Below are 26,321 nucleotides of genomic sequence, written 5' to 3' on the forward strand. Positions count from 1 at the left end.
CCACCCACCGGGTGGCTTTTTTTCTAATGCTTGCTGCCCCCTCAAACCCCCCCCCCGCGGCGGGCCCCCCCCCCCGGCGCCCCGCGGGCCGGGCGGGCGCCCCCCCCCCACGAAAGACTATACCCCTAGAGCAAGCCGCCCAATTGGCGGCTCGCTCCAGCTTTTTGTTTTCGCATCGGTTTTGCTGAAAACCGGCATCCACTTTTCGGCACGATGCTCTAGCCCTTCAGCTTCTCGATAATCGAGGCCACCGTATCCCGCTTGGACGTCAGATGCGCCTTCGCCTCGGCCTGAGGCAGGTAGTTGGGGATGAAAAAGGCCTTGGTCTGCCGCTTCTGGATCTCGCCGGCGGCGTAGATTTCCTTCAGCGCGGCGTCGATCTCGGACGCCATGGCGGCGTCCATCTCCTTGTTGAACAGCAGGAAAAACTCCTTGTCGAACGTGAAATCCTTGCTGCCGTCGAGCGTGACGCTGGTCTGGGGGCTGGTGAATTTGAGCATTTCTTCCCGGCTCGTTCCACCCATCCCCGCCTCGGGGGCCTGCGCCAATGTCTCGGGACGCGCGGTGATCCAGACGAAGCGCATCGCGGTGCGGTCGTCTTCCGGCAGTTGCGTGAACTGCTCGTTGGCCTGGATCGAACCGTTGATCACGTCGGCCAAATCGTCCCACATCGCCTGGTTCTTGTCGGCCTGCGAGCCGGTGTTGACCGCCACGATGTTGGCTTCCGATCCCGGATTGCGCACGCGGGCAGCATTGCGCATGCCGGTGAAACCGATCTCCGAGACGCCGCCCGGCTGGATGGCGACGCGAACCTTCTCGCCTTTTGCGGCTGCCGCGAAAACGTCCTCCATCGACTGATAGGGGGACTTCTTGGGAACGAGGAAGCAGTCGCCGGGGTTGATCGCCACAGTCGGTCCGATCGCGAAATCGGCGAAGGCATCGGGGACGCCCGGCACTCCGTAGAGATAGGAGAGGTAAATCTGGTCGTGGTGCAGCATGATCGTCGTGCCGCGGGAATCGCGGCCGGTGGCGTTCAGCGCCTCACTGGTGCCCACCGGGTCGACTCGAATGTTCACGCCCAGCTTCTGCGCCAGCGCTTCGGCGACGATCGACGAGTTTTGGTAGGTGTCGCCGCCCGTCGAAGTCGAACCGATGACCATTCGGATGTTGCGCGGCAGGCTCTGCGCACGCGCGACGAACGGGCTCGCCAGCGCGACGGCGGCCCCGGCTCCTGTTGCGAGAAGGGATCTGCGGGTCAGTTTCATGATGTCCTCCCTGGGCCGCGGAACCCGCGGCGCGATCTCAGGGTCGCGCGGCAATCTCCCACTGCCGCACAACCCGCTCCCATGCGCATCTATGTTAGCGCATACATCCTCATGCACGAAAACGAGCGTTTCTGTCAACCGGACCGACATTAGCGGGTAGAAATTCTGTTCTACGCGGACGCACCAAATTGACAAACATGAATGTTACCGCATACATCGAGCGATACGCGTGGAGGATGTCATGCCCGACGACAACCGCAGAACACCGGCGTCGCTGCGGTCGGCGCGCTGGTTTGCGCCGGACGATCTGCGCAGCTTCGGCCACCGGTCGCGGCTGATGCAGCTCGGTTATTCCGAGGAGGATTTTCGCGACAGGCCGGTGATCGGGGTTCTCAACACCTGGTCGGAGCTCAACTCCTGCCACGCGCATTTTCGCGAGCGGGCGCAGGACGTGAAGCGCGGCGTCGCTCAGGCGGGCGGGTTCGCCGTCGAATTGCCTGCACTGTCGGTCGACGAGAGCTTCACCAAGCCGACCTCGATGCTCTATCGCAACATGCTGGCGATGGAGACGGAGGAGATGATCCGCTCGCATCCGCTCGACGGCGTGGTGCTGATGGGCGGGTGCGACAAGACCACGCCGGGGCTGGTGATGGGCGCGCTCAGCGCCGGCGTGCCGATGATCTTCCTTCCCGCCGGCCCGATGCTGCGCGGCAACTACGCCGGCAAGACGCTGGGCTCCGGTTCGGATGCCTGGAAATTCTGGGACGAGAGGCGTGCGGGCAAGATTTCGGATGACGAGTGGACGGGTATCCAGGGCGGCATCGCGCGGTCGGCCGGCGTTTGCATGACGATGGGCACGGCCTCGACGATGACCGCAATCACGGAAGCGCTGGGGCTGTCGCTGCCGGGCGCTTCCTCGATACCCGCCGTCGATTCGGACCACCAGCGCATGTCGGCAGCATGCGGACGGCGCATCGTCGACATGGTTTGGGACGACCTCACCCCCGATAAGATCGTCACCGCGGCAGCCGTCAGGAACGCGGCTATCGTCGCGATGGCCACCGGCTGTTCGACGAACGCCGTGGTCCACCTCATCGCGATGGCGCGCCGCGCCGGCGTGCCGCTGACTCTCGACGATCTTGACGCGCTCGGCCGTGCCACCCCGCTCATCGCCAACGTCCGCCCCGCCGGCAAGGACTACCTGATGGAGGATTTTTACTACGCCGGCGGCCTCCGTGCGCTGATGGCGCAATTATGCGAGCGGCTCGACCTTTCCACGCTGACGGTCACCGGCAAATCGCTCGGCGAAACGCTCGAGGGCGCGCAGGTGTGGAACGACGACGTGATCCGCCCGCTGTCCAACCCGGTCTATTCGGAAGGGTCGCTCGCCGTGCTGCGCGGCAACCTCTGCCCAGATGGCGCCGTCATCAAGCCGGCCGCCTGCGACCCTCGATTCCATATTCACGAAGGCCCGGCTCTTGTCTTCGACAGCTATCCGGCGATGAAGGCGGCGATCGACGACGAAAATCTCGACGTCACGCCGGACCACGTGCTGGTGCTGAGGAACGCCGGCCCGCTCGGCGGACCGGGTTTTCCCGAATGGGGCATGCTTCCGATCCCCAGGGCGCTGATCAGAAAGGGTCACCGCGACATGCTGCGCATCTCCGATGCGCGGATGTCGGGAACCTCTTACGGAGCGTGCGTGCTTCACGTCGCGCCGGAGGCCTATATCGGCGGGCCGCTTGCGCTGCTGCAGACAGGCGACATCGTGCGGCTGGATTTGCCGAACCGGCGCCTGGACATGCTGGTGGCGGACGACGAACTGGCGCGACGCCGGGCCGAACGGTGTCCTCCGGCGCCGCATTTCGAACGGGGCTGGGGCTGGATGTTCTCGCGTCATGTGACGCAGGCCGACAAAGGTTGCGACTTCGACTTCCTCGAACGCGATTTCGGCGCTTCAACCGGCGAACCGGACATCTTCTGAAAGGCCAGGCATGACATTTTCCCTCGACAAGGCGCTGACCGGCATATCGGGCATTCTGGTTACGCCTTACGACGAACGCGGCGAGATCGCGCCCGAACGGCTTTCCCCGATCCTCGACAGGGCACTCGACGCCGGCGTGCACATGCCGGTGGTCAACGGCAACACCGGCGAGTTCTATGCGCTGACAACCGACGAGGCGGTGGCGATGGCGCGTGAGGTCGTCTCGATGGTAGCCGGCCGCGCGCCGGTGCTCGCGGGCGTCGGCCGGGGCATCCGTGACGCGCGAAAGCTGGCGAAAGCATCCGCCGAGGCCGGAGCCGCGGCGCTGATGGTGCACCAGCCGCCCGACGCATTCGTCGCGCCGCGAGGGCTGGTCGACTACCTGAACGCGGTGACCGACGCGTCGGGCGGCCTGCCCATGATGCTCTATCTGCGCAACGACACGATCGGCACGCGCGCCATCGCCGAGCTGTGCGGCCTTCCAGGCGTCAAGGGGGTGAAATGGGCGACGCCTAATCCGCTTCGCCTGGCGGAAGCGCGGGCTGCCTGCGACCCGTCGATCGTCTGGGTCGGAGGTCTGGCCGAGGTCTGGGCGCCGGTCTTCTATGCCGTTGGCGCACGAGGGTTCACCTCCGGGCTGATAAACGTATGGCCCAAACGGTCGGTCGCGATCCATGCCGCACTCGAGGCCGGCGAATTCGAGAAGGCGAACGCGCTCATCGATGGAATGCGAGTCTTCGAGGACATCCGCGCGGAGGAGATGGGCGGCGCCAACGTGACCGGCGTAAAAGCGGCGCTGATCGCGCAGGGCCTTGGCTGCGGACCGACGCGCCCGCCCTCGGCCTGGCCGCTCACTTCGGCGCAGCAGGCGAGGCTCGACGCCTTTTTAGTCGCGAACCGCCTTGCGGCTGGAAATCCCAACTGAATTGCGAATTGCCTTCCGCCCACACCGGCGACCGGAGAAACCACGGCGCTTGCAGTGCCAGCACCTGAATTGAGGAAGCGAACATGGACGAGAAACTGCGCGAAAAACTGATGGGCGTTTCCGTCGCCACCCTGGCCACAGCGCTGTTCAAGCGCGGCCTGCGCAACCAGGTAATCCAGGGCGTGGGTCCGCTGCAGCGAAAAGGCCGCAACATGGTCGGGCCGGCCTTTACGCTGCGCTACATCCCCGCGCGCGAGGACCGCAACCAGCTCACAGAATTCCGCAAGCCGGATCATCCGCAGCGCGTCGCCGTCGAGACCTGCCCGGCGGGCCATGTGCTCGTCATGGATAGCCGCAAGGATCCTCGCGCGGCATCCGCGGGCGACATTCTGGTGACGCGCCTGATGGTGCGCGGCGTCGCCGGCGTGGTCACCGACGGCGGGTTCCGCGACGCCGCGGTGATCGGCGAACTCGATATCCCCGCCTATCATACCCGGCCCTCCAGCCCGACCAATCTCACCCTGCACGAGGCATTGGACCTGAACGTGCCGATCGGTTGCGGGGACGTCGCCGTGTTCCCTGGCGATATCGTAGTCGGAGACGACGATAGTGTCATCGTCATTCCGCGGGAGATCGCCGGTGAGGTCGCCAATGAGGCGGCCGAGATGACCGTCTATGAGGATTTCGTGGTCGAACAGGTCAAGGGCGGCGTGCCGATCATCGGGCTCTATCCCTGCACACGAGACGAACACGCCGAACGGTTCAAAACGTGGCGCGCCGAGCGCGGCCGATAGGCGCGCGCAACCGGAAGGTCGGTCCTCGCCCGCTCGGAGTGCCAGGGCCTAGACCTGGGCCTCAGGCGCCCATCGGTCCCGTGTGCCGATTGCTGGCGCGCGAGAACTTGTTCGCCGCCGCCTTCAGCGCAGCGGGATCGACTCCCATGCAGCGCAACGCACGTGCCGCCACTCCCTGCTCCATCGCTGCGACTATAGCCACGACATGCGCACCCAGCAGTGGACGGTGATCGTTTCGGTTGGCCGCCAATTCCTTCATCACCTCAGCTCCCGACGGGGCTGCGTCATAAAGGCCTGCAGCTCCCTGAAGCGGTTCCGGGGTTAAACCCCCGGATTTGTGTTCGCCGGCGTTCACCCCAACGGAGCGCAGGGCTTCCCAATATTGAGCGCCGACCGCGTCGCGGAAGGCAGCGGCGTCCGCCCCAATTTCGCGGAATGCGAGACGGGCGGTATTGTCGGGAAGATCGATAGCCGCCAGCAGGAAATGTTCGGCGCCGGCCTGTCGCTGCTGGTCCTTTAAAGCGTAGTTTTCGGCACTTTCGCACAGTGTCTTGATGGTGCGGACGTTCGATAGACGGGTTTTGATGCCGCTGAGCATGATCGTCTCCTATGGCGGATTGTCCTGGGCGTTGATGTCGGACAGCCGCTTATGGGCTGCCTGTTTGGAGATGCCGAGTGCCTGGGCAATCTTCGCCCAGGACCAACCTTGCTTCAGGGCCGCCTTGACCGCTCTACGCTCCAACAGGTCAGCCGCTCGCCGAAGCGCAACGACCGCAGCCAATGCTTGCTCCGGCTCGTCAGGTGTGGGCAGTTGGCGGACATCGATCATGCGTCAGCATTAGTTGACGAAATCGTCTCGTGTCAACACATGTTGACGGGACGATGCATTCGGGTCGATTTCCAGAGAACCCGGGGCAGAGCGGCCGCCAGGCATTATCTGTGACTTCTGGTTTTGGGAAAAAATCCGATGCTTGAACAAAAAGATCAGTCAGGAGCGCGATAGGCCAGAACCCCGGTCGGCTTGTTCAGGCTCTTCAAGGAGCCGGGTGTTGCGCCGCCGATCCAGCCCAGCACCGAGCAGCCGGTGCCGGACCCTTGCGGTCATTGGCACGCGCTGACGAATCCTTGTACGCGCGAGCCTACGGACTCGGGTCGATCGGGGCACAAAGCCGGACAAGCAGCAGAGCAGCCCAACCCGCCGCTGCTCGGTATTGATGGGCCACGGCCCAATCGCCGATCGGGGAAGATCCACGTTCGAGATCGGGTCATTGGCAGGAAAGTGCGATCTCGCTGACGCGCCGACCTGGTGGTTCGTTGTTACTTGGCAGCCCGGGTGGTAGAATGACGATAAGTTCAGGCAAAATAGCTTTATCATATTCGAGCGCCATGACTTTCGTGCCGCGCGCCGCAGCCGCTGCGATGAGTATTTTATGGAGAGGACAGCCGTGACAGTCCCAGAGGACGATTTTTTCGTCCTCTCGAGCTTGCCGCCAAGTCGGGCGCAGAAGCAGCTCGCCCTTGTTTTTGTGCTTGGCCTGTTGGCCGTCTATGTGTTGATCACTGTTGGTCCGCTCTCGGGCATCCATCTGAGCCGGGTCGACGCCTTCGTGCCTGCCTATGCGACAGCGATGTTCGTCAACGATTCGATCACCGCAATCCTCCTGTACACTCAGTTTTCCATCCTGCGCTCACGTGCCACGCTCCTGATCGCAAGCGGATATCTCTTTACAGCGCTCATGCTGATTCCGTTTGTCCTGGCGTTTCCAGGTCTGTTCACGCCACGGGGCGGCCTGGTGGGCGGCATGCAGAGTACGTCATGGATCTATTTTTTCCAGCACGCTGGCTTTCCCCTGTTCGTCATAGGCTATGCCCTCTCAAAGGGCACGAACCCCAGCAAACGATTTTGGCAGGGTACCGCGCGTGCGGAGATTAGCCTCAGTGTCGCCCTGACCGCAGCCGTGGTCTTGTTGGCGTCATATTTTTTCATAGCGGGCGAAGCGTTATTGCCGCCCGTGACCCTCGATTCCACTCGCCTTAGCCCGGTGTGGCCCTATGTGGGCGCGCCCGTCGCATTGCTAAGTATTGCCGCGATGGTCGTGCTCTGGATCCGGCGACACTCAATGCTCGATCTTTGGTTGATGGTCGTGATGCTCTTATTCACGATAGAGATGCCTTTAAGCTATTACCCTGATCCGGCTCGCTTCAGCCTTGGCTGGTATACCGTCCGCGTCTTCGGAGTTCTGTCCAGCGGTCTCGTCCTTATGGTTTTGCTTCACGAGATAACGACCCTTTATACGCGGCTTCTCGGAGCGGTCCGTGGCCAGCGTCACGAGCGCGAGGCGCGACTGGTAACCGGCGACGCAGTCGCGGCCACGGTTGCGCATGAAGTCAAACAACCTCTATCCGGCATGATAACGAGCGCCGATGCCGGCTTGCGCTTTCTCGGTCGCTCGATGCCCGATCTGGAGGAAGCAAAGGAGGCATTCAAGCAGATTATCGCCGGTGGCCATCGCGCGGCAGCGGTGATCGACGGAATTAGAACGATCTTCAGGAAAGAAGACCGCAAGCGAGCTCCGCTCGACCTCAACAGCCTTATCGGGGAAACACTCACCCTGGTGCGAGAGGGTGTGGCGAAACACCGGATAATGGTCGAAGCCGAGCTGGATGAACGCCTGCCGCGGGTAACAGGCGATCGAATCCAGCTACAGCAGTTGCTTGTAAACCTGATCACGAACGCCATCGATTCCATGGCCGCGGTCGGCGGGGCGCGGGTGCTGTCCGTGAAATCCAAGTTGCATGACGATGGCCACGTAACGGTTTCGGTTGCGGACACTGGAACAGGCATTGGTCCGCAAGACGTGGATCGAATTTTCAACCCGCTCTTCACGACAAAGCCCGACGGCATGGGGATGGGCCTGTCGATCTGCAGATCGATCGTCGAAGCCCACGATGGGCGATTGTGGGCGGCCCCGAACACGCCCCGGGGTGCCATATTTCATTTTAGCGCAACTCGATCTGTCTCCGCATGACAAGGATCCGTCTGTGATCAAAGTCGCACCGAACAGTTTGCAGCCGACGACAGAGGTCGAGCCTGCTGTCTATGTGATCGATGACGACGTCGGAATCCGCGACTCGCTCGGCCTGTTATTCCGCTCGGTCGGTTTGCGCGCCGAACTATTCCATTCGGCGAACGAACTCATGCAAAGCAAGCTGCCTCCGATCCCGAGCTGCCTGGTTCTCGATGTTCGGCTACCGGGGTTGAGCGGCTTCGAGCTTCATGCCGAGTTGACCAAGGCCGATGTCCATATTCCCATCATCTTCATCACTGCACACGGCGATATCCCCATGTCCGTACGGGCTATGAAAGCCGGCGCCGTCGACTTCATCACCAAGCCGTTTCGCGACCAGGATATGTTGGATGCTGTCACCGCCGCGATCACCCGCGACCGGGCCAGGCTGGATGCCGATCGCGCACGGCTCGACTTAAAGGGCCTGTTCGACAGCCTGACGTCGCGCGAACAGGAGGTGATGGCGCTCGTCGCTACCGGCTTAATGAACAAACAGATCGCCGCTCACATCGGCCTCAGCGAGATTACGGTTAAGATTCATCGCGGCCACGCGATGAAGAAGATGCGTGCGAAATCGCTCGCGGACCTGGTCAAAATGGCCGAAGCACTCGGTATCGGCCGGGAAATGTCCTCGTAGCCTCATATCTATGTATGACTTTCGAACACAGCCGACTCGTACCATTGTCGGTGCGCATGGATGGGCCAATCGCTTGCCAGACACCCCCGTTATTTCAATCGTCGACGATGACGAATCCATTCGAAGCGGAACTGCGAGTCTTGTACGGTCGCTTGGGTTTGTCGCCCACGCTTTCCCATCCGCGCGTGCGTTCTTGCATTCAGAGCAACTGGCTCAAACCTCGTGTCTGATTTCAGACATCCAGATGCCGGAGATGAGCGGAATCGAGTTGCACGATATCTTGCGCACGCGTGGACATAACACGCCCATCATTTTCATCACGGCCTTTCCCGATGAAAAGGCGCACGCTCAAGCGCTGTTTCGAGGCGCCGTCTGCTTTTTGAGCAAGCCTTTTGACGGCGACACGCTGTCTCGCTGCCTCGACGTTGCATTGAAAAACAATGCCGGTGAGAGCGACTAGCGCGTCGCTGATCGCTGGGCGCGATCAGGCTCGGCAGACCCCAAAATCCAATTCGTCGAAGCGCATCCGTTAAACCGAGGGATGCTCGGGCCCGTCGGGGCCAATAAACCTAAGGTATGACCGCCATAAACGAAAATGCGGTCACGACCAACCTACGTCCGATGGAGCGCGCACCGGAGTGAGAGCACAACTAAAGTGGTCAACCACTCTAATGGCACCGCGCAACGAAGGAGACTGATCATGTCCACGGCATCACCGGCGCCAAATCGGCGCGACTTTCTTGCCACATCGGCCACCGCATTGCTTGCCACTTCGGCAGGTGCTGCCGCGTTCAACTTCACCTCGTCTCAGCCGGCGGCCGCGGCCGAAGCCAGTTCAATCCGCCCCTTCACCGTCAGCTTCCCGCAGGAGGAGATCGACGAGCTACGCCGTCGCATCGCCGCCACGCGTTGGCCCGATCGCGAGTTGGTGTCCGAAGCAGCTTCTCGGCGGACTTCGGCGACGTTGGCGGCAGGCGACACGCAAGGCGTGCAACTCGCGACGATGCGAAAGCTCATTCAGTACTGGGGAACGGAATATGATTGGAGCAAGTGCGAGGCGCAGCTGAACTCGCTGCCACATTTCGTCACCGAGATCGACGGGCTGGACATCCACTTCATCCACGTGAAATCAAGCCATCAGGGTGCGCTGCCGGTCATCATCACGCACGGCTGGCCCGGTTCGGTCATCGAGCTGCTGAAGGTCATCGATCCGCTCACGAACCCCACGGCGCATGACGGAACCGCGGCCGACGCGTTCGACGTGGTGATCCCGTCGATGCCGGGCTACGGCTTTTCCGCCAAACCGACCCAACCCGGTTGGGATCCGGCGCGCATCGCGAAAGCGTGGACCGTGCTGATGGAGCGCCTGGGCTATAACCGGTTTGTTGCACAGGGCGGCGACTGGGGGGCTCTCATCACCGAACAGATGGCTCTGATGGCGCCTCCCGAGCTGATCGCCATCCACACCAATATGCCAGCGACCATTCCGCCCGAGATTGTGAAGGCGCTTGCCGCCGGCAGTCCGCCTCCCGCCGATCTCGGGCCCGACGAAAAGCGCGCCTACGAGCAGGTCGCCTTCTTCTACAAGTTCGGCCTGGGCTATGCCAACGAGATGGCGCTTCGTCCGCAGACGCTTTACGGGCTCGTCGATTCACCGGCCGGCCTGGCGTCATGGATTCTCGATCACGATGCGGACAGTTATGCACTGATAGCCCGCTCCTTCGATGGGGAGCCGGAGGGCCTTACCCGCGACGACATTCTCGACAACATCACGCTCTATTGGCTGACCAACACGGCCATCTCGTCGGCCCGGCTCTATTGGGAACACCGGCAAACGGCGAAGGCGGGCTTCTTCGACGCCAAAGGCATCACCATTCCCGTCGGCGTAAGCGCGAACCCCAGCGAGATCTACACCGCGCCGAAGAGTTGGACCGAGCGCGCGTTCCCGAAGCTCCTGCATTACGGCCACCCGCCCAAGGGCTGCCACTTCGCGGCATGGGAACAGCCGAAGTACTTCACCGACGACGTGCGCGCATCGTTCAAGACGTTGCGGACGGCGTGACGTGTTGAGCGGGGACGGCGCGCCGGAGGTGCGCGTCACCCTCCGCCTGGCGATTAACCCCCAGCGCATCTCCAAAGGAGAGAATGCAATGAACCTTCTCATCCAGACGCTCACCGCACTCGCGGCTTGCACCGTGTTCGCCACGGGTGCGTTCGCCCAGAGCACGGTCGTGCCCATCGACAACGAGCCCGCGCCAAAGCTGATCGTGGAGCCGCCGCTTCCGGGTCCGTTGGCCGGGGGCGTGGTGTTCATCCCGTACCGGGTGGAGAACCTGCGCATCCTGCCTGTCGGTGGGCCGGCCGCGCGCAACGTGTCTCCGCGGGTCGGGCATCTGCACCTCACCGTCGACGACCTGCCCTGGGCGTGGGCGGATTACGGTCAGAGCGACACCATCATCCTGGTGGGCATGCCGCGCGGTCAGCACAAGGTCCTAGTCGAGGTGGTGGACGCCGAAGGTAACGTCTTCACCAAGCAAACGGTGACGTTCCACTCGCCGGGCAAGGAGATTCAGCCATGAAGCTCCACAAGTTGGCGACCGTGCTGGCATTCGGGCTTTGCATCTTTTCCGCCTTGGCCAACGCCAGTGCGGCCGAAGATCGCTCGATCCGGCCCTTCACCGTCAGCATCCCGCAAGTGGCGCTCGAAGACCTTCGTCGGCGCATCGCCGAAACACGGTGGCCGGATCGCGAGACGGTCGATGACCAGTCGCAGGGCATACAGTTGGCGAAGCTGAAGCCGCTCGTCAAGTATTGGGGCACCGGCTACGACTGGCGAAAGGCCGAGGCCAAGCTCAACACCTTGCCTCAATTCATGACAACGATCGACGGCGTGGACATTCACTTCATTCACGTCCGCTCGAAGCATCCCAATGCTTTGCCGATGATCATGACGCATGGCTGGCCCGGGTCGGTGTTCGAACTGCTCAAGACCGTGGGCCCGCTGACGGATCCCACAGCTCATGGCGGACGAGCGGAGGACGCGTTCGATCTCGTCCTGCCTTCGATGCCGGGATATGGCTTCTCCGGCAAACCGACAGAGACGGGTTGGGGACCTGATCGCATCGCGCAAACCTGGGCGGAGCTGATGAAACGCCTGGGTTACACCCGCTACGTCGCACAGGGTGGCGACTGGGGCTCCCCCGTCTCCAGCGCGATGGCGCGCCAGGCGCCGACAGGTCTGCTCGGCATTCATATCAACTTGCCGGCGGTGGTGCCGCCCGAGATTGCCGCGGTGCTCGCCGTCGGCGGGCCAGCGCCAACGGGACTCACGGATAAGGAACGCGCAGCGTTTGACGCGCTCAGCGCTGCAGCCAAGATGGGGAACAGATCCTACGCTACGATGATGGGCACCCGGCCGCAGACGATCGGCTACGCCATCAATGACTCCCCCACAGGCCTCGCGGCGTGGATGCTCGGGCATCCGGGCTTCTCACGCTGGACATACGACAACAGCGATCCCGAAAAGTCCCCGGACGAGGTGCTGGACGACATTACTCAGTACTGGCTGAGCAACAGCGCGACCTCAGCAGGGCGGCTGTACTGGGAGTACGGTGGACGCAGCGTTGTTTTTGCCGCCGTCGAGCGGACCCTCGAGATCGCGCTGCCGGTGGCCATCACGGTCTTTCCGGAGGAAACTTATCTGGCCCCGGAGACGTGGGCCCGGCGCGCCTATCCAAACCTGATTTACTTTCATGAGGTCAACAAGGGCGGTCATTTCGCCGCCTGGGAGCAGCCCGAACTGTTTTCCGCCGAGTTGCGTGCGGCGTTCCGACCGCTCCGACAAGATTTCTGAGGCTCGCGTACCTGGCCCCAGCTCGGACGCGTTCAACGCTCAACAGGTTAAACCTAAGGAGATCGACATGAGCAGCACCACTCAGACGCATAGCGAAAAACCGATCGAAACTCCCGCAACGCGGACGCTCGACATGAAGCTCGAGGCCGTGGTTATCCCAGTTTCGGACGCAGCACGCTCCAAGCAGTTTTACGAAGGCCTGGGTTGGAGGCTCGACGGCGACTTCGTCGTCGGCGACACGTTCCGGGCGATGCAGTTCACGCCTCCGGGCTCGCCGGCCTCGATCCATTTCGGCACCGGCATCACGTCGGCCGCGCCCGGCTCCGCAAGCGGGCTTTTCCTCGTCGTGTCGGACATTGACGCCGCGCGCGCCGAACTCATTGGCCACGGGGTCGAGGTGAGCGAAGTGTTCCACCGCGCCGGTCCGGGCAAACCAGCGCTCAGCGGCAGGCATCCGGAGCGGCAGAGCTATTCCTCTTACGCAACCTTCAAGGATCCAGACGGCAACGAGTGGCTGCTGCAGGAGGTCACCACCCGGCTCCCTGGCCGGGTCGATTCCAATACGACGGACTATGCTTCGGTAGCGGACCTTGCGGCCGCAATGTGGCGCGCGGGGTTAGCCCATGGCGAGCACGAGAAGCGCAATGGCGGCCAGCGCGACGAGAACTGGCCGGACTGGTACGCCAAGTACATGGTGGCGGAGCAGGCGGGCAAGCCGCTGCCGCTTTAAGCAGCAACCGAAATTGGGTGAGCGGGGCGGATCACCGTCCCGCCGCCAAACTTAGCCGGCGATCCAAGCCAGGCTTGCGGCAGATGGTTTCACGCGCAGTTGCCAGAGCAATCGAATGGGAGAGCAATCATGACGTATTCCAAAGTGGGCATCGCGATGGTGACCGGCGCCTCCGCCGGGATTGGAGCGATCTACGCCGACCGGCTGGCGCGCCGCGGCTATGACCTCATTCTCGTGGCGCGCAGCCAGGAGAGGCTGGACGAAGTGGCCAGGCGCATCGCCGGCTCAACGAATTGCAACGTCAGCGCCGTTGCGGCTGACCTGAACGACAAGGCGGATCTGGGCCGGATCGAGACCTTGCTCGGCGCCGATCCCGCCATCACGATGTTGGTCAATAACGCTGGCATCGGCGCTGTCGCGCCGCTCCTGGAATCCGACATTGACAAGATGCAAGCGATGATCGGGCTCAACATCACGGCGTTGACCCGCCTGACTTATGCAGCGGCTCCGGCCTTTGTGGCGCGAGGCGGCGGCACAATCATCAACATCTCGTCAGCGGTCGCCATCGCGCCGGAAATCCTCAACGGTGTCTATGGCGCGACGAAAGCCTTTGTGCTCGCTTTCAGCCTGTCGCTCCACAAGGAGCTTGCGGACAAGAGGCTGCGCATCCAGGCGGTTCTGCCCGGCGCCATCGCCACCAATTTCTGGGACGTATCAGGAGGTTCGCTCGACGATCTGCCGAGCAAGGCGATCATGCAGTCCGATGACCTCGTCGACGCGGCCCTTGCCGGCCTCGACCAGGGCGAGTTGGTGACTATTCCCTCGCTTCCCGACGTCGCCGACTGGCACGCTTATGAAGCGGCGCGGCAGAAACTCATCCCAAACCTTTCGCTCAACACCTCGCCGGCGCGGTACGGCATCGCCGTGGCCGCCTAACCAAGCGAAAACTCAATGAGTCAGCCTGAGCAAAGCGCCCGAGGAGAATCAAAATGGACAAGCTTTTGACGGCGGTTCTAGAGGCGCATGGCGGTTTGCAGAACTGGGGTAACGTTACAAGCATCACTGCGGAAATGTCGCTGGGGGGCGTATTTTGGGCTGCAAGGGGCTGGCCGGACATCTATTCCAAGCAGACGGTCACGCTCGATCCACATCGCGAGCACATCGTTTTTTCGCCCTTCACAGCACCAGACCGTATGTCTGTGCTGGATGTCGCTCCCGAGCGGGTCGCTATCGCTACGCGCGACGGCCGCATCATCGAGGAGCGTTTCAATCCACGTGGCTCATTTCCGCTGCCCTTTCTGGATGGCAGCACACCCTGGGATGCGATCCAGGTGGCGTACTTCACGAGCGCCGCCGTATGGAACTACCTCACGGCGCCGTTCGTCTTCACACTGCCCAGTGTCGAAGCACGAGAAATCGCCCCCTGGAGAGAGGGCGCGCAAACGTGGCGACGGCTGGCCGTCACGTTCCCCAAGACCATCGCCAACCATAACGCCGATCAGGTCTTTTATTATGACGATGCGTTCATGCAGCGGCGCATGGACTATTCGCCCGACGTGACGGGAAACCCGCCGGTCGCACACTACGCTTATGACCACAAAACCTTTGACGGGTTCGTATTCCCGACACGTCGGCGTGTGCTCCTGCATGACGCCGAGGGGGTCGCAAACCAAGCATTCGCACCTATAACGGTCGACGTGTCCGATGTGACGGTCGACCGAAGATAATCTTCCACCAGGCACCATGCCTTATCAACGGATACAAACCGCTATGACCGAACAGATCGACCTCCATCGACGCCACTTGTTGGGCGTGGCCGTCACCACCGTCGCGGCCGCTCAGTTTGCCATGACGGGCTCGGCAAATGCGCAGTCCAGCATTACGAAACCGGACGCCAGCACAATCGAACCACCAGCAAACACGTCGTTCGGTCCGTTGAAGCAGGTTCAAGCTGGCGACCTCGACATTGGATATGCCGAGGTCGGTCCTGGCAAAGGGTCGGTCGTCATCCTCCTGCATGGATGGCCGTACGACATCCACACCTATGTCGACGTTGCGGCGATCTTGGCGTCGAAAGGTTTTCGGGTCGTCGTTCCATATCTGCGCGGCTATGGCACCACGCGGTTCCTCTCCGACAAAACGCCACGCAATGGCCAGCAGGCGGTGGTCGCGGTTGATGTCATTGCGCTGATGGATGCACTGCAGATCGATAAGGCGATCGTCGGCGGTTGCGACTGGGGCGCACGCACGGCCAACATCGTCGCGGCATTGTGGCCGGAACGCTGCAAGGCCTTGGTCTCGGTCAGCGGTTATCTGATCGGCAGCCAGGAGGCCAACAAGATGGCGCTGCCGCCGAAAGCCGAGCTGCAATGGTGGTACCAATATTACTTCGCCACTGAGCGGGGCCGCGCTGGCTACGAAAAATACACACGGGATTTTGCCAAGCTGATCTGGCAGCTCGCTTCTCCGCAGTGGAATTTCGACAACGCAACCTTCGAGCGCAGCGCTACCGCCTTCGACAATCCGGATCATGTCGACATCGTAGTACACAACTACCGCTGGCGGCTCGGGTTGGCGGAAGGCGAGCCACAATATGACGAGTTGGAGCAGCGACTTGCGAAAGCTCCGGTCATCGCCGTGCCGACGATCACTCTGGAGGGCGACGCCAACGGCGCGCCGCATCCCGACCCCAGCGGCTACGCCAAGATGTTCTCCGGCAAATACGAGCACCGGCTCATATCCGGCGGCATAGGGCATAATCTTCCTCAGGAAGCACCGAAGGCATTTGCAGACGCCATAATTCAGGTGGCGAGTCTAGCCTGAGCAAACGGCAATACCACGATACATGATCGAGGGTGCCCAGGGCGAAACTATGAAATCACACCCGCACCGAGCAACAGGCCGGGGCAGTCCCCGGATGTCATCGAGCAGGATACGAAATGAACACTGGCCGCGACCGCTTTCGTCGCCCTTTGCAGTGGCTCCTCGCACCCATTGTGGGGGCAGTAGCGGGCTTGGCCTACGCACTGATGTTCGACGTCGAGGCCCTGCACTCCGCAGTCAGGGGCGTGTTCATCGGAACTCCTATTCTGTTGTATGAGCGCGGCGTTATCTTGCGCCGATGGCGCAATGTGATCCGGCAAGCGGCAACGCCTGTCTTCGTCGTGGCTACGATCGCAACCTACGTGTTGATGATCTTGATCGGCAACGCCGCCGCCGGCACAGCGCTTCACCATCTCCTCGGCTATATGAGCACCGCCCGCGAAGCCATGGTGATGTCGGAGTCCGGTCTTTTGTATTCACTCGGCGTCTCCACCCTCGTCGCATTCGTGTTCCGACTGCGTGACCTTATCGGGCCAAGCCTGTTCACCAGCCTGCTTCTCGGTCGTTATCACCGTCCCATCAAGGAGGAGCGGATCTTTCTGTTCCTCGATGTCAGTGGCTCCACGAAATTCGCGGATCGGTACGGAGATCTGGAGACCCAGGCCTACCTCGGACAGATATTCAACGCACTTGCGTCGCCTGTTCGTCGCTCCCAGGGCTCTATTGACGACTACATCGGGGATATGGCGCTGGTCACCTGGCCCATGGATCGCGGCATGCGGGACGCCGCGTGTCTTCGTTGCGTCTTCGACTTCGCGGCGGCCATAAGGGATCAGGCGGCGGCGTGGCAAGCGCGTTTCGGGCAAGTGCCGGAGTTTCGCGCCGTGCTGCATTGCGGGTCGGTCGTTACCGCTGAGATTGGCCTTGAGCGACACAAGATCGCGTATTTCGGCGATGTCGTGAACACCACTGGACGTCTGGAGTCGCTATCCAAGGCTCTCGGTCATCCCATTCTGGTCTCCGCAGATCTTCTCGCCGGTATCCGTGTTCTACCTCCACATGTCGTCGCGGAGAACCTCGGATTTCATGTGATTGGAGGCAGAGATGAACCGCTTCAGATTTCAGCCGTAAGGCTAGCATTGGAAAGCTGATTGGAGTGGCGCCATCATTCTGCACCACCATACCCCACGACTGTTTCCAGCCGTGGGGTGGAGCGAGTGTTCGCCCCGCGGTCAAATGTTGGCGAGCAATTCGTTGATGCGGCTTTCCATGTCGGCCAGTGCGGCATCGACGTCCTTCTGGCCACTGATTGCAGCGCTCATCTCTTCGCCGATAATGTCCTGGATCGCAAACTGGCGCTGTACGGCGGAGGGCAGCGGCTTGCCGAGATCGGCGACCGCGGCGGTCGTGTTGCGATGCGGCAGGGCCTTGAAGGCGTCAGAGGCGATGACGGCTTTGTATGCCGGCAAATGACCGGTGCGTGACCATTCAAAATCGTTGTCCGCGAAGAACTTCAGGAATTTGCCGATTGCTGCCGTCTGTTCAGGTGTGCGGTCCTTCTGCGAGACTGCCCAGGTATGGCCGTCGGCATATTGCGCGTGAGCGCCGCCAAACAGCTGTGGATACGGATAAACCGCATAGCCGCCCTTGTTGAGCGCCGTACCCTTGGTTTCTGACTGGGCGTTGTAGTCGCCGACGACCCAGGTGCCGTTAAGGTGGACGCCACCCTCGCCAGCAAGGAAGGCGTTGATTGAGCCGCCATAGTCGAGGTCCTTGGTGGTGTAGCCCTTGTCGAAGATCGCCTTGTACATCTCGATGACCTTCTTGGCCTCCGGCGTATTCAACTTCACATGCTTCGGATCGGCAAAGAAGTCGGAGTCCTGTTGGAAAAGATAGGTGTAGAGGTTGCGCGTGTAGAGTGCCGTCTCATTGGCCAGGTTCTGGACGAAATAGGGCTTGCCCGTCTTCTGTTTGAACTGTTCGGCCTGGGCGAGCAGTTCCTCGGGCGACTTCGGCAGGATCGGCGTGCCGTCGGCGTTGACGAGCCCGACTTGTTTGAAAAGATCCATGTTGATGTGATAGAGCATCGTCCAGCTGTCGATCGGCAGGCCGTAGATCTTGCCGTCTTTGGTCGCGCCATTGCTCGCCGCACCCGTGAAGGCGTCGGGTGTCACACCGACCGACTTCAAGAGATCGTCCAGCGGCATCAACAGGCCCTTCGACTGGTAGTCCGAAAGCACGGACTCGTGGATCGTGACGATGTCGGGAGCGTCGCCTGAAGCAAACTGCGCGGTCAGCTGATCATAGCCAGGCCACTCCACGGTGGTGACGTTGACGTGCACATCGGGATTGTCGGCGTTGAACTTGTTGATCAGCGAAGTGATGATGCCACATTCGCCAACCGCCTTGGTGGGATCGGTGTTGGTGCCGAAATCGGCATCGCAGGCGCCGAAAAAGCGCTGCACGTTCAGTTCGGTCGCGGCAAAACTTGGGCTTGCGAGCGCCATCGCGCCCGCAGAAACGGCGGCAAACAGTATTTTCTTCAGTTTCATATCAGTTCCTCCTACTACTGAGTTTCCGCCGCTCCACCCTGGATTGGCCTTCGTGCTTCAATCGCTGCGCATTCCCCCGGCCATCAGGCATTTTCGTTATTTCACCGCGGCGCCGGAGACCGCCGTGACGATGTATTTCTGGAAAAACAGGTAGACGATCAGGATCGGCGCACCGGCGAACACCGCCTGCGCCATCAGGAAGCCGATGCCTTCGGACTGCGCGAAATTGGTCTGCGTCGAGGCCATGCCGACCGTCAGCGTGAACATGTCCTTCTTTGTTGCCGAAATCAGCGGCCAGAAGTAATCGTTCCACGCGCCGAGAAACGTGAAGATACCGAGCGTTGCCTGTGCAGGCAGCGTGAGCGGCAGAAGCACCTTCCAGAAAATCCTGAAGCGGCCGGCATTGTCCAGCATGGCGGCTTCGTCCAGTTCCTTTGGAATGGCCTTGAAATATTGTGTCATCAGGAAGACGCCAAACGGAGCCGACAGGCCGGGAAGAATGAGCCCTTGATAGGTGTTGTGGAATTTCAGCACGCTGAAGATCTGGTGGCGGGCGACAAGCACTGCCTGTTCCGGAACGGCCAGGCCGAACAGCACAATGACGAACAGCACGTCCCGGCCGGGAAAATTCAGTCGTGCAAAGCCGTAGCCGGCAAGCGACGACAGGATCAAGGTGCCGAGCGTCAATCCACCGGAGACGATGATGCTGTTGCGCACCCAGATGAACACCGACGACGTACCGATGGTGTTGATGTAGTTTTTTAGCGTATAGGGCGCGTGAAACACCGAATTCGGATCGGCCATCAGTTCGGCATTGTCCTTGAGCGACAGGCCGATGACCCACAGAACCGGTGCGATCATGACGATCGACAGTAGGATGACAAGGGCCAGCAACACATGGTCGCCGAATGCCCGTCCCTTGATCGAAACGGCTGGAGCGCTCATGTCTGGTCTCCTCTGCTGCGCGTCACCAGGTACTGGGCCATCGCCGCGATCAGGATGAGGATGAACAGGATTTCCGATGCCGCGGCGCCCAGGCCCAGATCCCACCGACGGAACGCGGTGTCGTAGATGTAGAGCACGATCGGCTTGGTCAGGTTGTTGGGGCCGCCGCGCGTCATCAGCCAGGCCTGGCCGAACAGCTGGAATTGCAGCACGATCTGGATGATGACCACCAGAATGAAGGTGCGCTTGATGGACGGCAGCGTGATCGAGCGCAGCGTCTGCCAGCGATTGGCATTGTCCAGTGCTGCCGCTTCGTAGATATCCTGCGGGATCTGCTGCATGGCTGAGAGGAAGAGCATCATCGGCAGGCCGATGCACCACCAGACGGTGGCAATGGCGATGCCGATCATCGCAAGGCTGGGATCGGAAATGAAAGCCGGAGCAGTTGCGCCGAACCATCCGTAGATCGTCGACAGTAGACCGACATTCGGAATGAACACGATGCGCCAGATCAGTGTGACGATGGTGACCGACAGCACCGAGGAGGAAAAGAACAGGGTCCGCAGCACCGCGGCAGTGCGGGTGCGGCGGTTGAGGCAAAGCGCGAGAAAAAGGCCGAGGAACGCCAGTGTCGGAACAGTCAGAAGCACGAAGTAGAAGGTGTTCCAGACCGATTGCAGGAACACCTTGTCGTGGAACAGCCTGACATAGTTGCCTAGCCCGATAAACTTTCCGGACGAGAACGTATCGGCCTTGTGCAAGCTCAGCCACATTCCCCAGAGGAGTGGGAAGACAAGCAGCGTCGCGAAGAAGAACAGGAACGGCGCGACGAACATGAAGTTTCGCCATTGCGGCGCGTAGATATCGGCGCTCGGAGTCCTGACTCCTGCTGCCGCCATCGCGGTCTGCGGCATCGTCATCTGATCGGCCATATCAGGCCTCCCTCGCGTGCCAGGCGCGGCCGGTTTCGTCGAACAGATGCGATTTCTGGCCGTCGAAGGCGAGCCCGACCTTGTGGCCAACCGCGACGCGGCTGTTGCCGGCGTCGGAGCCGACGATTTGCTGACCATCTCCCAGCCGGGTGTAGACCAACGTGCGTTCGCCGAGCCGCTCGAGCACATCGACCACGCCGTCGGCATTGCCCTGTCCGGCGGTAACGATGCGAACATCTTCCGAACGGATGCCGAAAGTGTGCTTGCCATCGCTCAAACGGCTGGAGACGATCTCGGTCCGGACCGAAATGCCATCCGCAAACCTGGCCGCGGCATGCTCGGCCGACCTATCGAGTGTCGCTTCGACAAAGTTCATCGCCGGTGCGCCGACGAAGCCGGCGACAAATTTGGTCGCCGGGCGTTCGTAGATCTCCATCGGAGAGCCGATCTGCTCGATCCTGCGATTGTTCATGACGACGATGCGGTCGGCGAGCGTCATGGCCTCGACCTGATCGTGGGTGACGAAGATCATCGTCGATTGCAGGCGCTGGTGAAGCTGGGCAAGTTCGAGACGGGTACGGGTGCGCAGAGCCGCGTCGAGATTGGAGAGCGGCTCGTCGAACAGGAAGGCCTTCGGTTCCTTGACGATCGCACGGCCGATGGCAACACGCTGGCGCTGGCCGCCCGAGAGTTGGCCAGGCTTGCGCTCGAGCAAGTGCGGCATTTCGAGGATGCGAGCGGCTTCGTTGATCCGAGCATCGATGACCTCGCGCGACATGCCGATATTCTCAAGCCCGAAGGCCATGTTGTCGCGCACGGTCATATGCGGATAGAGCGCATAGGACTGGAACACCATGGCAATGCCGCGCTTGCCCGGCGGCAGATGATCGATGCGTTCGTTATTGATGGCGATCTCGCCGCTGTCGACGGTTTCGAGGCCAGCGATCATGCGCAGAAGCGTCGATTTCCCGCAGCCGGACGGTCCAAGAAACACGATGAATTCGCGTGCCTTGATGGATAGGGACAGATCCTCCAGCACCGCCATGGCACCGAAGCGCTTGTTCACATTCCTGATCTCGATATCGGCTGTCACGTCGACGCTCCTCTTCGGCGCATGCACTTTTCGATGATCCGCCAGTCAGAGCTTCAGGCGGATCATCTGGTAGGAATAGGCCGGCAGCGACAGGCTCAGCTTGCCGCCAGCCACCGAGGCGCCGGCCCCTTTCCTGGGGCCGACATTGCCGGGGTTCGCGGCCGAGTTGACGGCTTTCAGATCCGCGTGCGTCATCACCTGGTGATCGACGATGTCGGCCGCGCCGAAGCCGGTGATGTCGATCACGGTTTCGATTGCTTCGCTCGAATGGCGGTTGATGGCGAAGAATGTGACATGCCCGTTTTGCGTGTCATGCACGCCGGTGACGTCGACATAGGAAACGTCGCCCGCGACAGTGGACTTGTAGGTCGGGCATTCCACCCTGAGATCCAGCGCATTGCCGCGTCCGTAGATCGAGGCATAGAGATAGGGATAGTAGATCGTCTGGCGCCATGCCGGGCCATTGGGAACGGTCATGATCGGCGCGATGACGTTGACCAGTTGCGCCATGCACGCGATCTTGACCACGTCGGATCGACGGATGAAGGTGTTGAGGATCAGGCCGACCTGCAGCACGTCCTCGAAATTGTAGATGTCTTCGAGCAGTGGCGGGGCAAAGGGCCAGCCGTCATTGCCGCCGAGGATCTTCTTGTCCTGCTCCTTGGAATGGTACCAGACGTTCCACTCGTCGAACGAGATGTAGACCTGCTTGCTGGAGCGCTTCTTCGCCTTGATGTAGTCGATGACGCCGGCGACCGAGACGATGTAGTCGTCGAGTTTCTCGCTCATGGCGAGATAGTTCGGAGCGTCGTTGGCTTCGTTGTCGAAATACATGTGCAGCGAGATGTAGTCGACCTCGTTGTAGGTATGGTCGAGAACCGTCGCTTCCCATTCAGGGTAGGTCGGCATCCTGGCATTCGAAGAGCCACAGACCACCAGCTCGAGCGACTTGGAGAAGGCGCGCATGGCCTTGGCCGTCTCATGCGCCAGGCGGCCATACTCGTCCGCAGTCTTGTGGCCGATCTGCCAAGAACCGTCCATTTCATTGCCGAGGCACCAGAGCTTGACGTCGAAAGGTTCCTTGCGGCCGTTCGCGATACGCTTGTCGCTCCACTTACTGCCGCCGGGATGATTGGTGTATTCCAGAAAGTTGCGGGCTTCATCGAGGCCACGCGAGCCGAGATTGACGGCTAGCATCATCTCGGTGTTGGCGGAGGCGCACCAGTCCGCAAATTCATGCAGGCCGACTTCGTTGCTTTCCGATGTGTGCCACGCGAGGTCGAGGCGCACCGGGCGTTCTTCCTTGGGGCCGATGCCATCTTCCCAATTGTAGGCGGAGACGAAATTGCCGCCGGGATAGCGAACGATCGGAACATTGAGTTCCCTGACCAGATCGATGACGTCCTGACGCATGCCATTGGCATCTGCCGTCGGGTGGCCCGGCTCATAGATGCCACTGTAAACCGCACGCCCGAGATGCTCGATAAAGGATCCATAGAGCCTCGGATCAATTTTCGAGACAACATAGTGCGGATGCGCCGTGACGGCTGCCTTCATGCATTCCTCCCACAATATCACAAATAGTGATTTAAATCACCTTGTTCGATATCAAAAGGAAGCAATAAGCATTCGTCAAGTCAAAAACGACCAAATGTCTGACAATTTAACGACGGCATCGTCCATCTATCGAGGCTATTAACTGAAATTGCTATATTATTTTCGAAACCCGATTTGGTGATATCAGCCGGTTTTGATCCTGAGCACGATGTCCTGATCGTAATTCCCGAATCCCTTGCCGAAAATATTGATCCCACCGGGGCACTTGGCGTCGTCCTTGACGCCGATACGGATGCGGATTGAATGATGGCCCTTGAGATCGAGGACAGCGAGGCTGGTTTCGGAAATCCTGACGCCGTCGACATAGGTGCCGTCCGTGGAAATTCGCCAGTTCTTCAGCTTGCCATATTGCGAGCCTTTTAGCTTCCACCAGGAGGGCGTGAAGACGCCGCGCTTGTCGCCGAAATCGCCGGGTGACGTCCAGGTGCCGACATCGATGCCATTGATCGCAAGTGTGATGTCGGAGGGCCAGTCGGCGCTGGTGCCCGGCACTTCCGAGGACAGTTCCACCACCACTTCAAGCTCGGTGATCTCGGCATTGGCGAGCTTGGCATTGTTGGGGAACTGGTATTCGACAAAGCCGCGGGTGAACCATAACAACCCAGCTTTCATGCGGTCCGGATCGAGGAAAGTGTTCGGCACATCGAGCAGACCGATGATGCCATCCGGAGAGCACAGGCCGCAGGGTGCCGTCACCTCGAAACCGGTGTAGAGCCCGATCGGCATCGACACTTCGATGGCATTGTTCTTGACCGCACGATACTCGCTTTTGAACACCACGAGCACTTCCTCGGCGGTCGGATAGCAGATCTTCTGGCTGCCTTTTTTCGCCTTCTGGTTCTCGGTACGGATCAGGCCGGCATCCTCAAGCACCTGGATATTGGTTGAGACAGTCGATTGCGGCAGCGACAGCACGGCGGCGATGTCGTTGACATTCATCGGCCCCTTTTCATGCAGCAGTTTCAGCATGGAGATACGTGCCAAAGAGGCAAGCCCCTTGAGGACGGCAATGCCTTCCTCAGGTTCGATCACCAGAAAATTGCGACTCATGAATTTGCCAGCCCTATGCGAAATCTGTACCCGAAATTGTCATGTATATCGGGATATCTGATTTAAGCAATGCGTGGCCGAATTCATGTCCTGGTTATGTTCGTGGAGCAACCAACGGCCGCCAAAGGCTCGCTGCGGTTTTGGGCTTGCTTGCAGCCGGCCGAAGGATTCGGTTCTGCCGTACAGCCGCGGAGCGTTTTACGTCGCGGTTAGGTGGTGAGCAGACGCTCCCATTCCCTCGTGTTGACCTCGGCCATCTTCTCCTGCAGGTCCAGCGCCGCCTCGACCGCGTTCACCGCGCTGGCGAATTCCATCAGCACGCCATCGCCCATGACCTTGACGATGCGGCCCTCATGGTCGCGCACTATCGGCTCCAAGACGCTCTTCCGCTGTTCCCTCAGCGCCGCCAGCGTTCCCACCTCGTCGGCCTCCATGAGGCGCGAGTACCCCACGACGTCGGCGACGGCGATGGCGGCAAGGCGGCGTTTGGCGCGTTCATCGGCCATTTAGATGATGCCTTAGGGCCCAGTTTCCGCCGATGGTATTTGTGCCATGCCACGATGTCCATTGCTGCTATAGGCCCCATTCCGAACATTGCTCAGGGGCCGACACAGGTCTGCGATGGGGGGCATCAGTGCTGGTCTCAGCGAATGTCCGCTGTCGGCAGCAAAAGAGTACAGGAAGGTCCGTTCAGGGTTCCTGCTGACTTTCGGTAGAGGCCGCTCAGGGTAGACACCTGCCGGAGCGTGAACGTCCGGTCCGGAGAACTGTCGGGAACGGCGGCCTTATGGCGCAACTTTCCTGTTCGCATGCGCGAATGGATCGACGGGGAGCGTGGTGCGTGGCAACTGCGCCCCTCATTCGCTTCGCCGGACTGCGCCGGCTGACACCCTAGTCGCCTTCACCGTCGTCGAGCGTGAAACCAGCCTTCAAAGTCACCTGGAAGTGACGAACCTCACCATTCTCAACATGGCCGCGCGTCTGCGTTACCTCGAACCAACGCAAGTTCCTGAGCGTCTTTCCGGCGCGGGCGATCGCCACGCGAATAGCATCGTCGATGCTCTCACCTGATGAGCCTACGAGCTCAACCACCTTGTAGATATGCCTCTCATCCATGGAACGCTCCTTTCCCGTTTGCACCATATTTGTGGCGCAATCCGGAAGCGGAAAGTGGGCAGGCGAGCGATCACTCTTTGCGGCCTCGCCTTCGCAGGCGAGGTAGACGTGCTTCAGTAGCCGGCACGGCGCGCCGAGTGGTCATGCAGCGCGGCAGCGCCGCAATGGCTCTCGCGGCCGATGGTGTTCCTGCACACGACCACGATAGCATTCCGGCACGATAGCGGTCTGGATTGGCGAGCGGCCATTTGGCAGCGCTGTATGGCCGCTTCCAGCGCAATCCGCTCCTCCGCCTGATGGCTGAGCTTAGGTGGAATGTCGACGGTCAGGTTGGATAACGCGCGGGCTCTACGCCGATAACATTCTGTTCTTCGTCCGTGGTGAACGTTCCCTTCGATTGATCCAATATTACAAGCACGTTGCCGAAAGGGTCACAAACCCGGGCGCATCGCCCGATCGCGATGTCGAAGGGCGGTTCCACTGCCTTTGCGCCCGCTGCCAAAAGTTCCCGAAATGCCGCGTCCACGTCATCAACCAGAATATCGGTCTCTGGACCAATACGAAGATGAACTACTAGTTCTGCATCAGTTTCAGGCAACGCGAATCCGGCGGCTTCCGCGTCCCGCCAGATGAGGGCATGGCCGAGCCGATCCCGATAAAACGATATGGCTTCCTCAAGATCGCTTACATGCAGTAGATAGTTGTCGAGTTTTCGGAACAACGGTTTTTTGGCGGTCTCGTAAGCCATTGGGAAACCTCGCGCAGCATCGCGGCTCACATCACACACTACCCAAGATTATGCTTCCGTACGCGTTCCGCAACGGCTCAGCGTCGGCTCAACTGATGTCCAGCTTGCAACAGGCTAAGACAAATAGATGGAGCGGGATGCCCAATTCTATTTGAACGTATCCCGCTCTAGTCGGGACGGCGATAGGCC

At 60.8% G+C, this 26,321-nt stretch carries 25 protein-coding genes and 1 pseudogene; 14 read left to right on the forward strand and 12 right to left on the reverse strand.

From position 1 onward, the window contains the following. Positions 1-218 precede the first annotated feature (218 nt). Positions 219-1,265, reverse strand: a complete 1,047-nt coding sequence (locus AC0L17_RS31595) for a Bug family tripartite tricarboxylate transporter substrate binding protein (RefSeq protein ID WP_473518640.1) — start codon at positions 1,263-1,265, stop codon at positions 219-221. A 241-nt stretch (positions 1,266-1,506) separates the two neighbouring features. On the opposite strand from AC0L17_RS31595, the gene araD reads away from it, so the two are divergent. From araD to AC0L17_RS31610, 3 genes are all read left to right on the forward strand, one after another. Further along, positions 1,507-3,249: an L-arabinonate dehydratase gene (gene araD, locus AC0L17_RS31600; protein ID WP_473518641.1), complete on the forward strand. Its 1,743-nt coding sequence runs from the start codon at positions 1,507-1,509 to the stop codon at positions 3,247-3,249. 10 nt (positions 3,250-3,259) lie between these two features. Next, positions 3,260-4,174, forward strand: a complete 915-nt coding sequence (locus tag AC0L17_RS31605) for a dihydrodipicolinate synthase family protein (protein ID WP_473518642.1) — start codon at positions 3,260-3,262, stop codon at positions 4,172-4,174. Positions 4,175-4,257: 83 nt separating this feature from the next. Continuing rightward, a complete protein-coding gene (locus tag AC0L17_RS31610) occupies positions 4,258-4,968 on the forward strand; it encodes a ribonuclease activity regulator RraA (RefSeq protein WP_473518643.1) in 711 nt (236 codons plus the stop codon). A gap of 61 nt (positions 4,969-5,029) precedes the next feature. On the opposite strand, the gene AC0L17_RS31615 is transcribed toward AC0L17_RS31610, so the two are convergent. After that, on the reverse strand, positions 5,030-5,566 hold the full coding sequence (locus AC0L17_RS31615; protein WP_473518644.1) for a Clp protease N-terminal domain-containing protein: 537 nt from the start codon (positions 5,564-5,566) through the stop codon (positions 5,030-5,032). Positions 5,567-5,575: 9 nt separating this feature from the next. Continuing rightward, on the reverse strand, positions 5,576-5,797 hold the full coding sequence (locus AC0L17_RS31620; RefSeq protein ID WP_473518645.1) for a helix-turn-helix domain-containing protein: 222 nt from the start codon (positions 5,795-5,797) through the stop codon (positions 5,576-5,578). 616 nt (positions 5,798-6,413) lie between these two features. Here AC0L17_RS31620 and AC0L17_RS31625 point away from each other — a divergent pair. The 11 genes from AC0L17_RS31625 (at position 6,414) to AC0L17_RS31675 (ending at position 17,230) form a co-directional block, all read left to right on the forward strand. Further along, positions 6,414-7,997 (forward strand): sensor histidine kinase, encoded by a 1,584-nt coding sequence (locus AC0L17_RS31625; protein ID WP_473518646.1) that lies wholly within the window; start codon positions 6,414-6,416, stop codon positions 7,995-7,997. A gap of 13 nt (positions 7,998-8,010) precedes the next feature. Continuing rightward, positions 8,011-8,673 carry a response regulator transcription factor gene (locus AC0L17_RS31630; RefSeq protein WP_128247318.1) on the forward strand — a complete coding sequence of 221 codons (663 nt, stop codon included), beginning with the start codon at positions 8,011-8,013 and terminating at the stop codon, positions 8,671-8,673. Between the two features lie 73 nt (positions 8,674-8,746). Next, a complete protein-coding gene (locus tag AC0L17_RS31635) occupies positions 8,747-9,133 on the forward strand; it encodes a response regulator transcription factor (protein ID WP_473518647.1) in 387 nt (128 codons plus the stop codon). A 240-nt stretch (positions 9,134-9,373) separates the two neighbouring features. Further along, on the forward strand, positions 9,374-10,735 hold the full coding sequence (locus tag AC0L17_RS31640; RefSeq protein ID WP_473518648.1) for an epoxide hydrolase family protein: 1,362 nt from the start codon (positions 9,374-9,376) through the stop codon (positions 10,733-10,735). 88 nt (positions 10,736-10,823) lie between these two features. Continuing rightward, the gene (locus AC0L17_RS31645) at positions 10,824-11,252 is read left to right on the forward strand and encodes a DUF6130 family protein (RefSeq protein WP_077380650.1); all 429 of its coding nucleotides are present in this window, start codon (positions 10,824-10,826) and stop codon (positions 11,250-11,252) included. Next, entirely contained in the window at positions 11,249-12,526 is a 1,278-nt protein-coding gene (locus AC0L17_RS31650; RefSeq protein WP_473518649.1) for an epoxide hydrolase family protein, read from the forward strand. The genes AC0L17_RS31645 and AC0L17_RS31650 overlap by 4 nt, the downstream gene beginning before the upstream one ends. A gap of 67 nt (positions 12,527-12,593) precedes the next feature. After that, the gene (locus AC0L17_RS31655; protein WP_473518650.1) at positions 12,594-13,256 is read left to right on the forward strand and encodes a VOC family protein; all 663 of its coding nucleotides are present in this window, start codon (positions 12,594-12,596) and stop codon (positions 13,254-13,256) included. Between the two features lie 129 nt (positions 13,257-13,385). Next, positions 13,386-14,192, forward strand: coding sequence for an SDR family NAD(P)-dependent oxidoreductase (locus tag AC0L17_RS31660; RefSeq protein ID WP_473518651.1), 807 nt, complete (start codon positions 13,386-13,388; stop codon positions 14,190-14,192). Positions 14,193-14,245: 53 nt separating this feature from the next. Then, positions 14,246-14,983: a hypothetical protein gene (locus tag AC0L17_RS31665; protein ID WP_473518652.1), complete on the forward strand. Its 738-nt coding sequence runs from the start codon at positions 14,246-14,248 to the stop codon at positions 14,981-14,983. Positions 14,984-15,026: 43 nt separating this feature from the next. Next, positions 15,027-16,079, forward strand: coding sequence for an alpha/beta fold hydrolase (locus AC0L17_RS31670; RefSeq protein WP_473518653.1), 1,053 nt, complete (start codon positions 15,027-15,029; stop codon positions 16,077-16,079). A gap of 116 nt (positions 16,080-16,195) precedes the next feature. Continuing rightward, entirely contained in the window at positions 16,196-17,230 is a 1,035-nt protein-coding gene (locus AC0L17_RS31675) for an adenylate/guanylate cyclase domain-containing protein (protein ID WP_473518654.1), read from the forward strand. An 81-nt stretch (positions 17,231-17,311) separates the two neighbouring features. Here the strand turns inward: AC0L17_RS31675 and AC0L17_RS31680 are convergent, their stop codons facing one another. The 9 genes and pseudogenes from AC0L17_RS31680 to AC0L17_RS31720 form a co-directional block, all read right to left on the reverse strand. After that, positions 17,312-18,631 carry an ABC transporter substrate-binding protein gene (locus AC0L17_RS31680; RefSeq protein WP_473518655.1) on the reverse strand — a complete coding sequence of 440 codons (1,320 nt, stop codon included), beginning with the start codon at positions 18,629-18,631 and terminating at the stop codon, positions 17,312-17,314. 96 nt (positions 18,632-18,727) lie between these two features. Then, on the reverse strand, positions 18,728-19,576 hold the full coding sequence (locus AC0L17_RS31685; protein WP_473518656.1) for a carbohydrate ABC transporter permease: 849 nt from the start codon (positions 19,574-19,576) through the stop codon (positions 18,728-18,730). Beyond that, positions 19,573-20,508, reverse strand: coding sequence for a carbohydrate ABC transporter permease (locus AC0L17_RS31690; RefSeq protein ID WP_473518657.1), 936 nt, complete (start codon positions 20,506-20,508; stop codon positions 19,573-19,575). The genes AC0L17_RS31685 and AC0L17_RS31690 overlap by 4 nt, the downstream gene beginning before the upstream one ends. A gap of 1 nt (position 20,509) precedes the next feature. Continuing rightward, entirely contained in the window at positions 20,510-21,601 is a 1,092-nt protein-coding gene (locus AC0L17_RS31695) for an ABC transporter ATP-binding protein (protein ID WP_473518658.1), read from the reverse strand. 45 nt (positions 21,602-21,646) lie between these two features. Next, positions 21,647-23,158, reverse strand: coding sequence for an arabinosylfuranosidase ArfA (gene arfA, locus AC0L17_RS31700; RefSeq protein WP_473518659.1), 1,512 nt, complete (start codon positions 23,156-23,158; stop codon positions 21,647-21,649). Between the two features lie 183 nt (positions 23,159-23,341). Further along, a complete protein-coding gene (locus AC0L17_RS31705; RefSeq protein ID WP_473518660.1) occupies positions 23,342-24,268 on the reverse strand; it encodes an ArsR/SmtB family transcription factor in 927 nt (308 codons plus the stop codon). A 218-nt stretch (positions 24,269-24,486) separates the two neighbouring features. Continuing rightward, positions 24,487-24,774: pseudogene (locus AC0L17_RS31710) on the reverse strand (adenylate/guanylate cyclase domain-containing protein); the annotation flags it as partial. A 385-nt stretch (positions 24,775-25,159) separates the two neighbouring features. Beyond that, positions 25,160-25,384 carry a dodecin gene (locus tag AC0L17_RS31715; protein ID WP_091595669.1) on the reverse strand — a complete coding sequence of 75 codons (225 nt, stop codon included), beginning with the start codon at positions 25,382-25,384 and terminating at the stop codon, positions 25,160-25,162. Positions 25,385-25,709: 325 nt separating this feature from the next. Then, positions 25,710-26,132 (reverse strand): VOC family protein, encoded by a 423-nt coding sequence (locus AC0L17_RS31720; protein WP_473518661.1) that lies wholly within the window; start codon positions 26,130-26,132, stop codon positions 25,710-25,712. Positions 26,133-26,321: the final 189 nt, after the last annotated feature.

The sequence above is a fragment of the Mesorhizobium sp. WSM4829 genome, assembly GCF_055811475.1.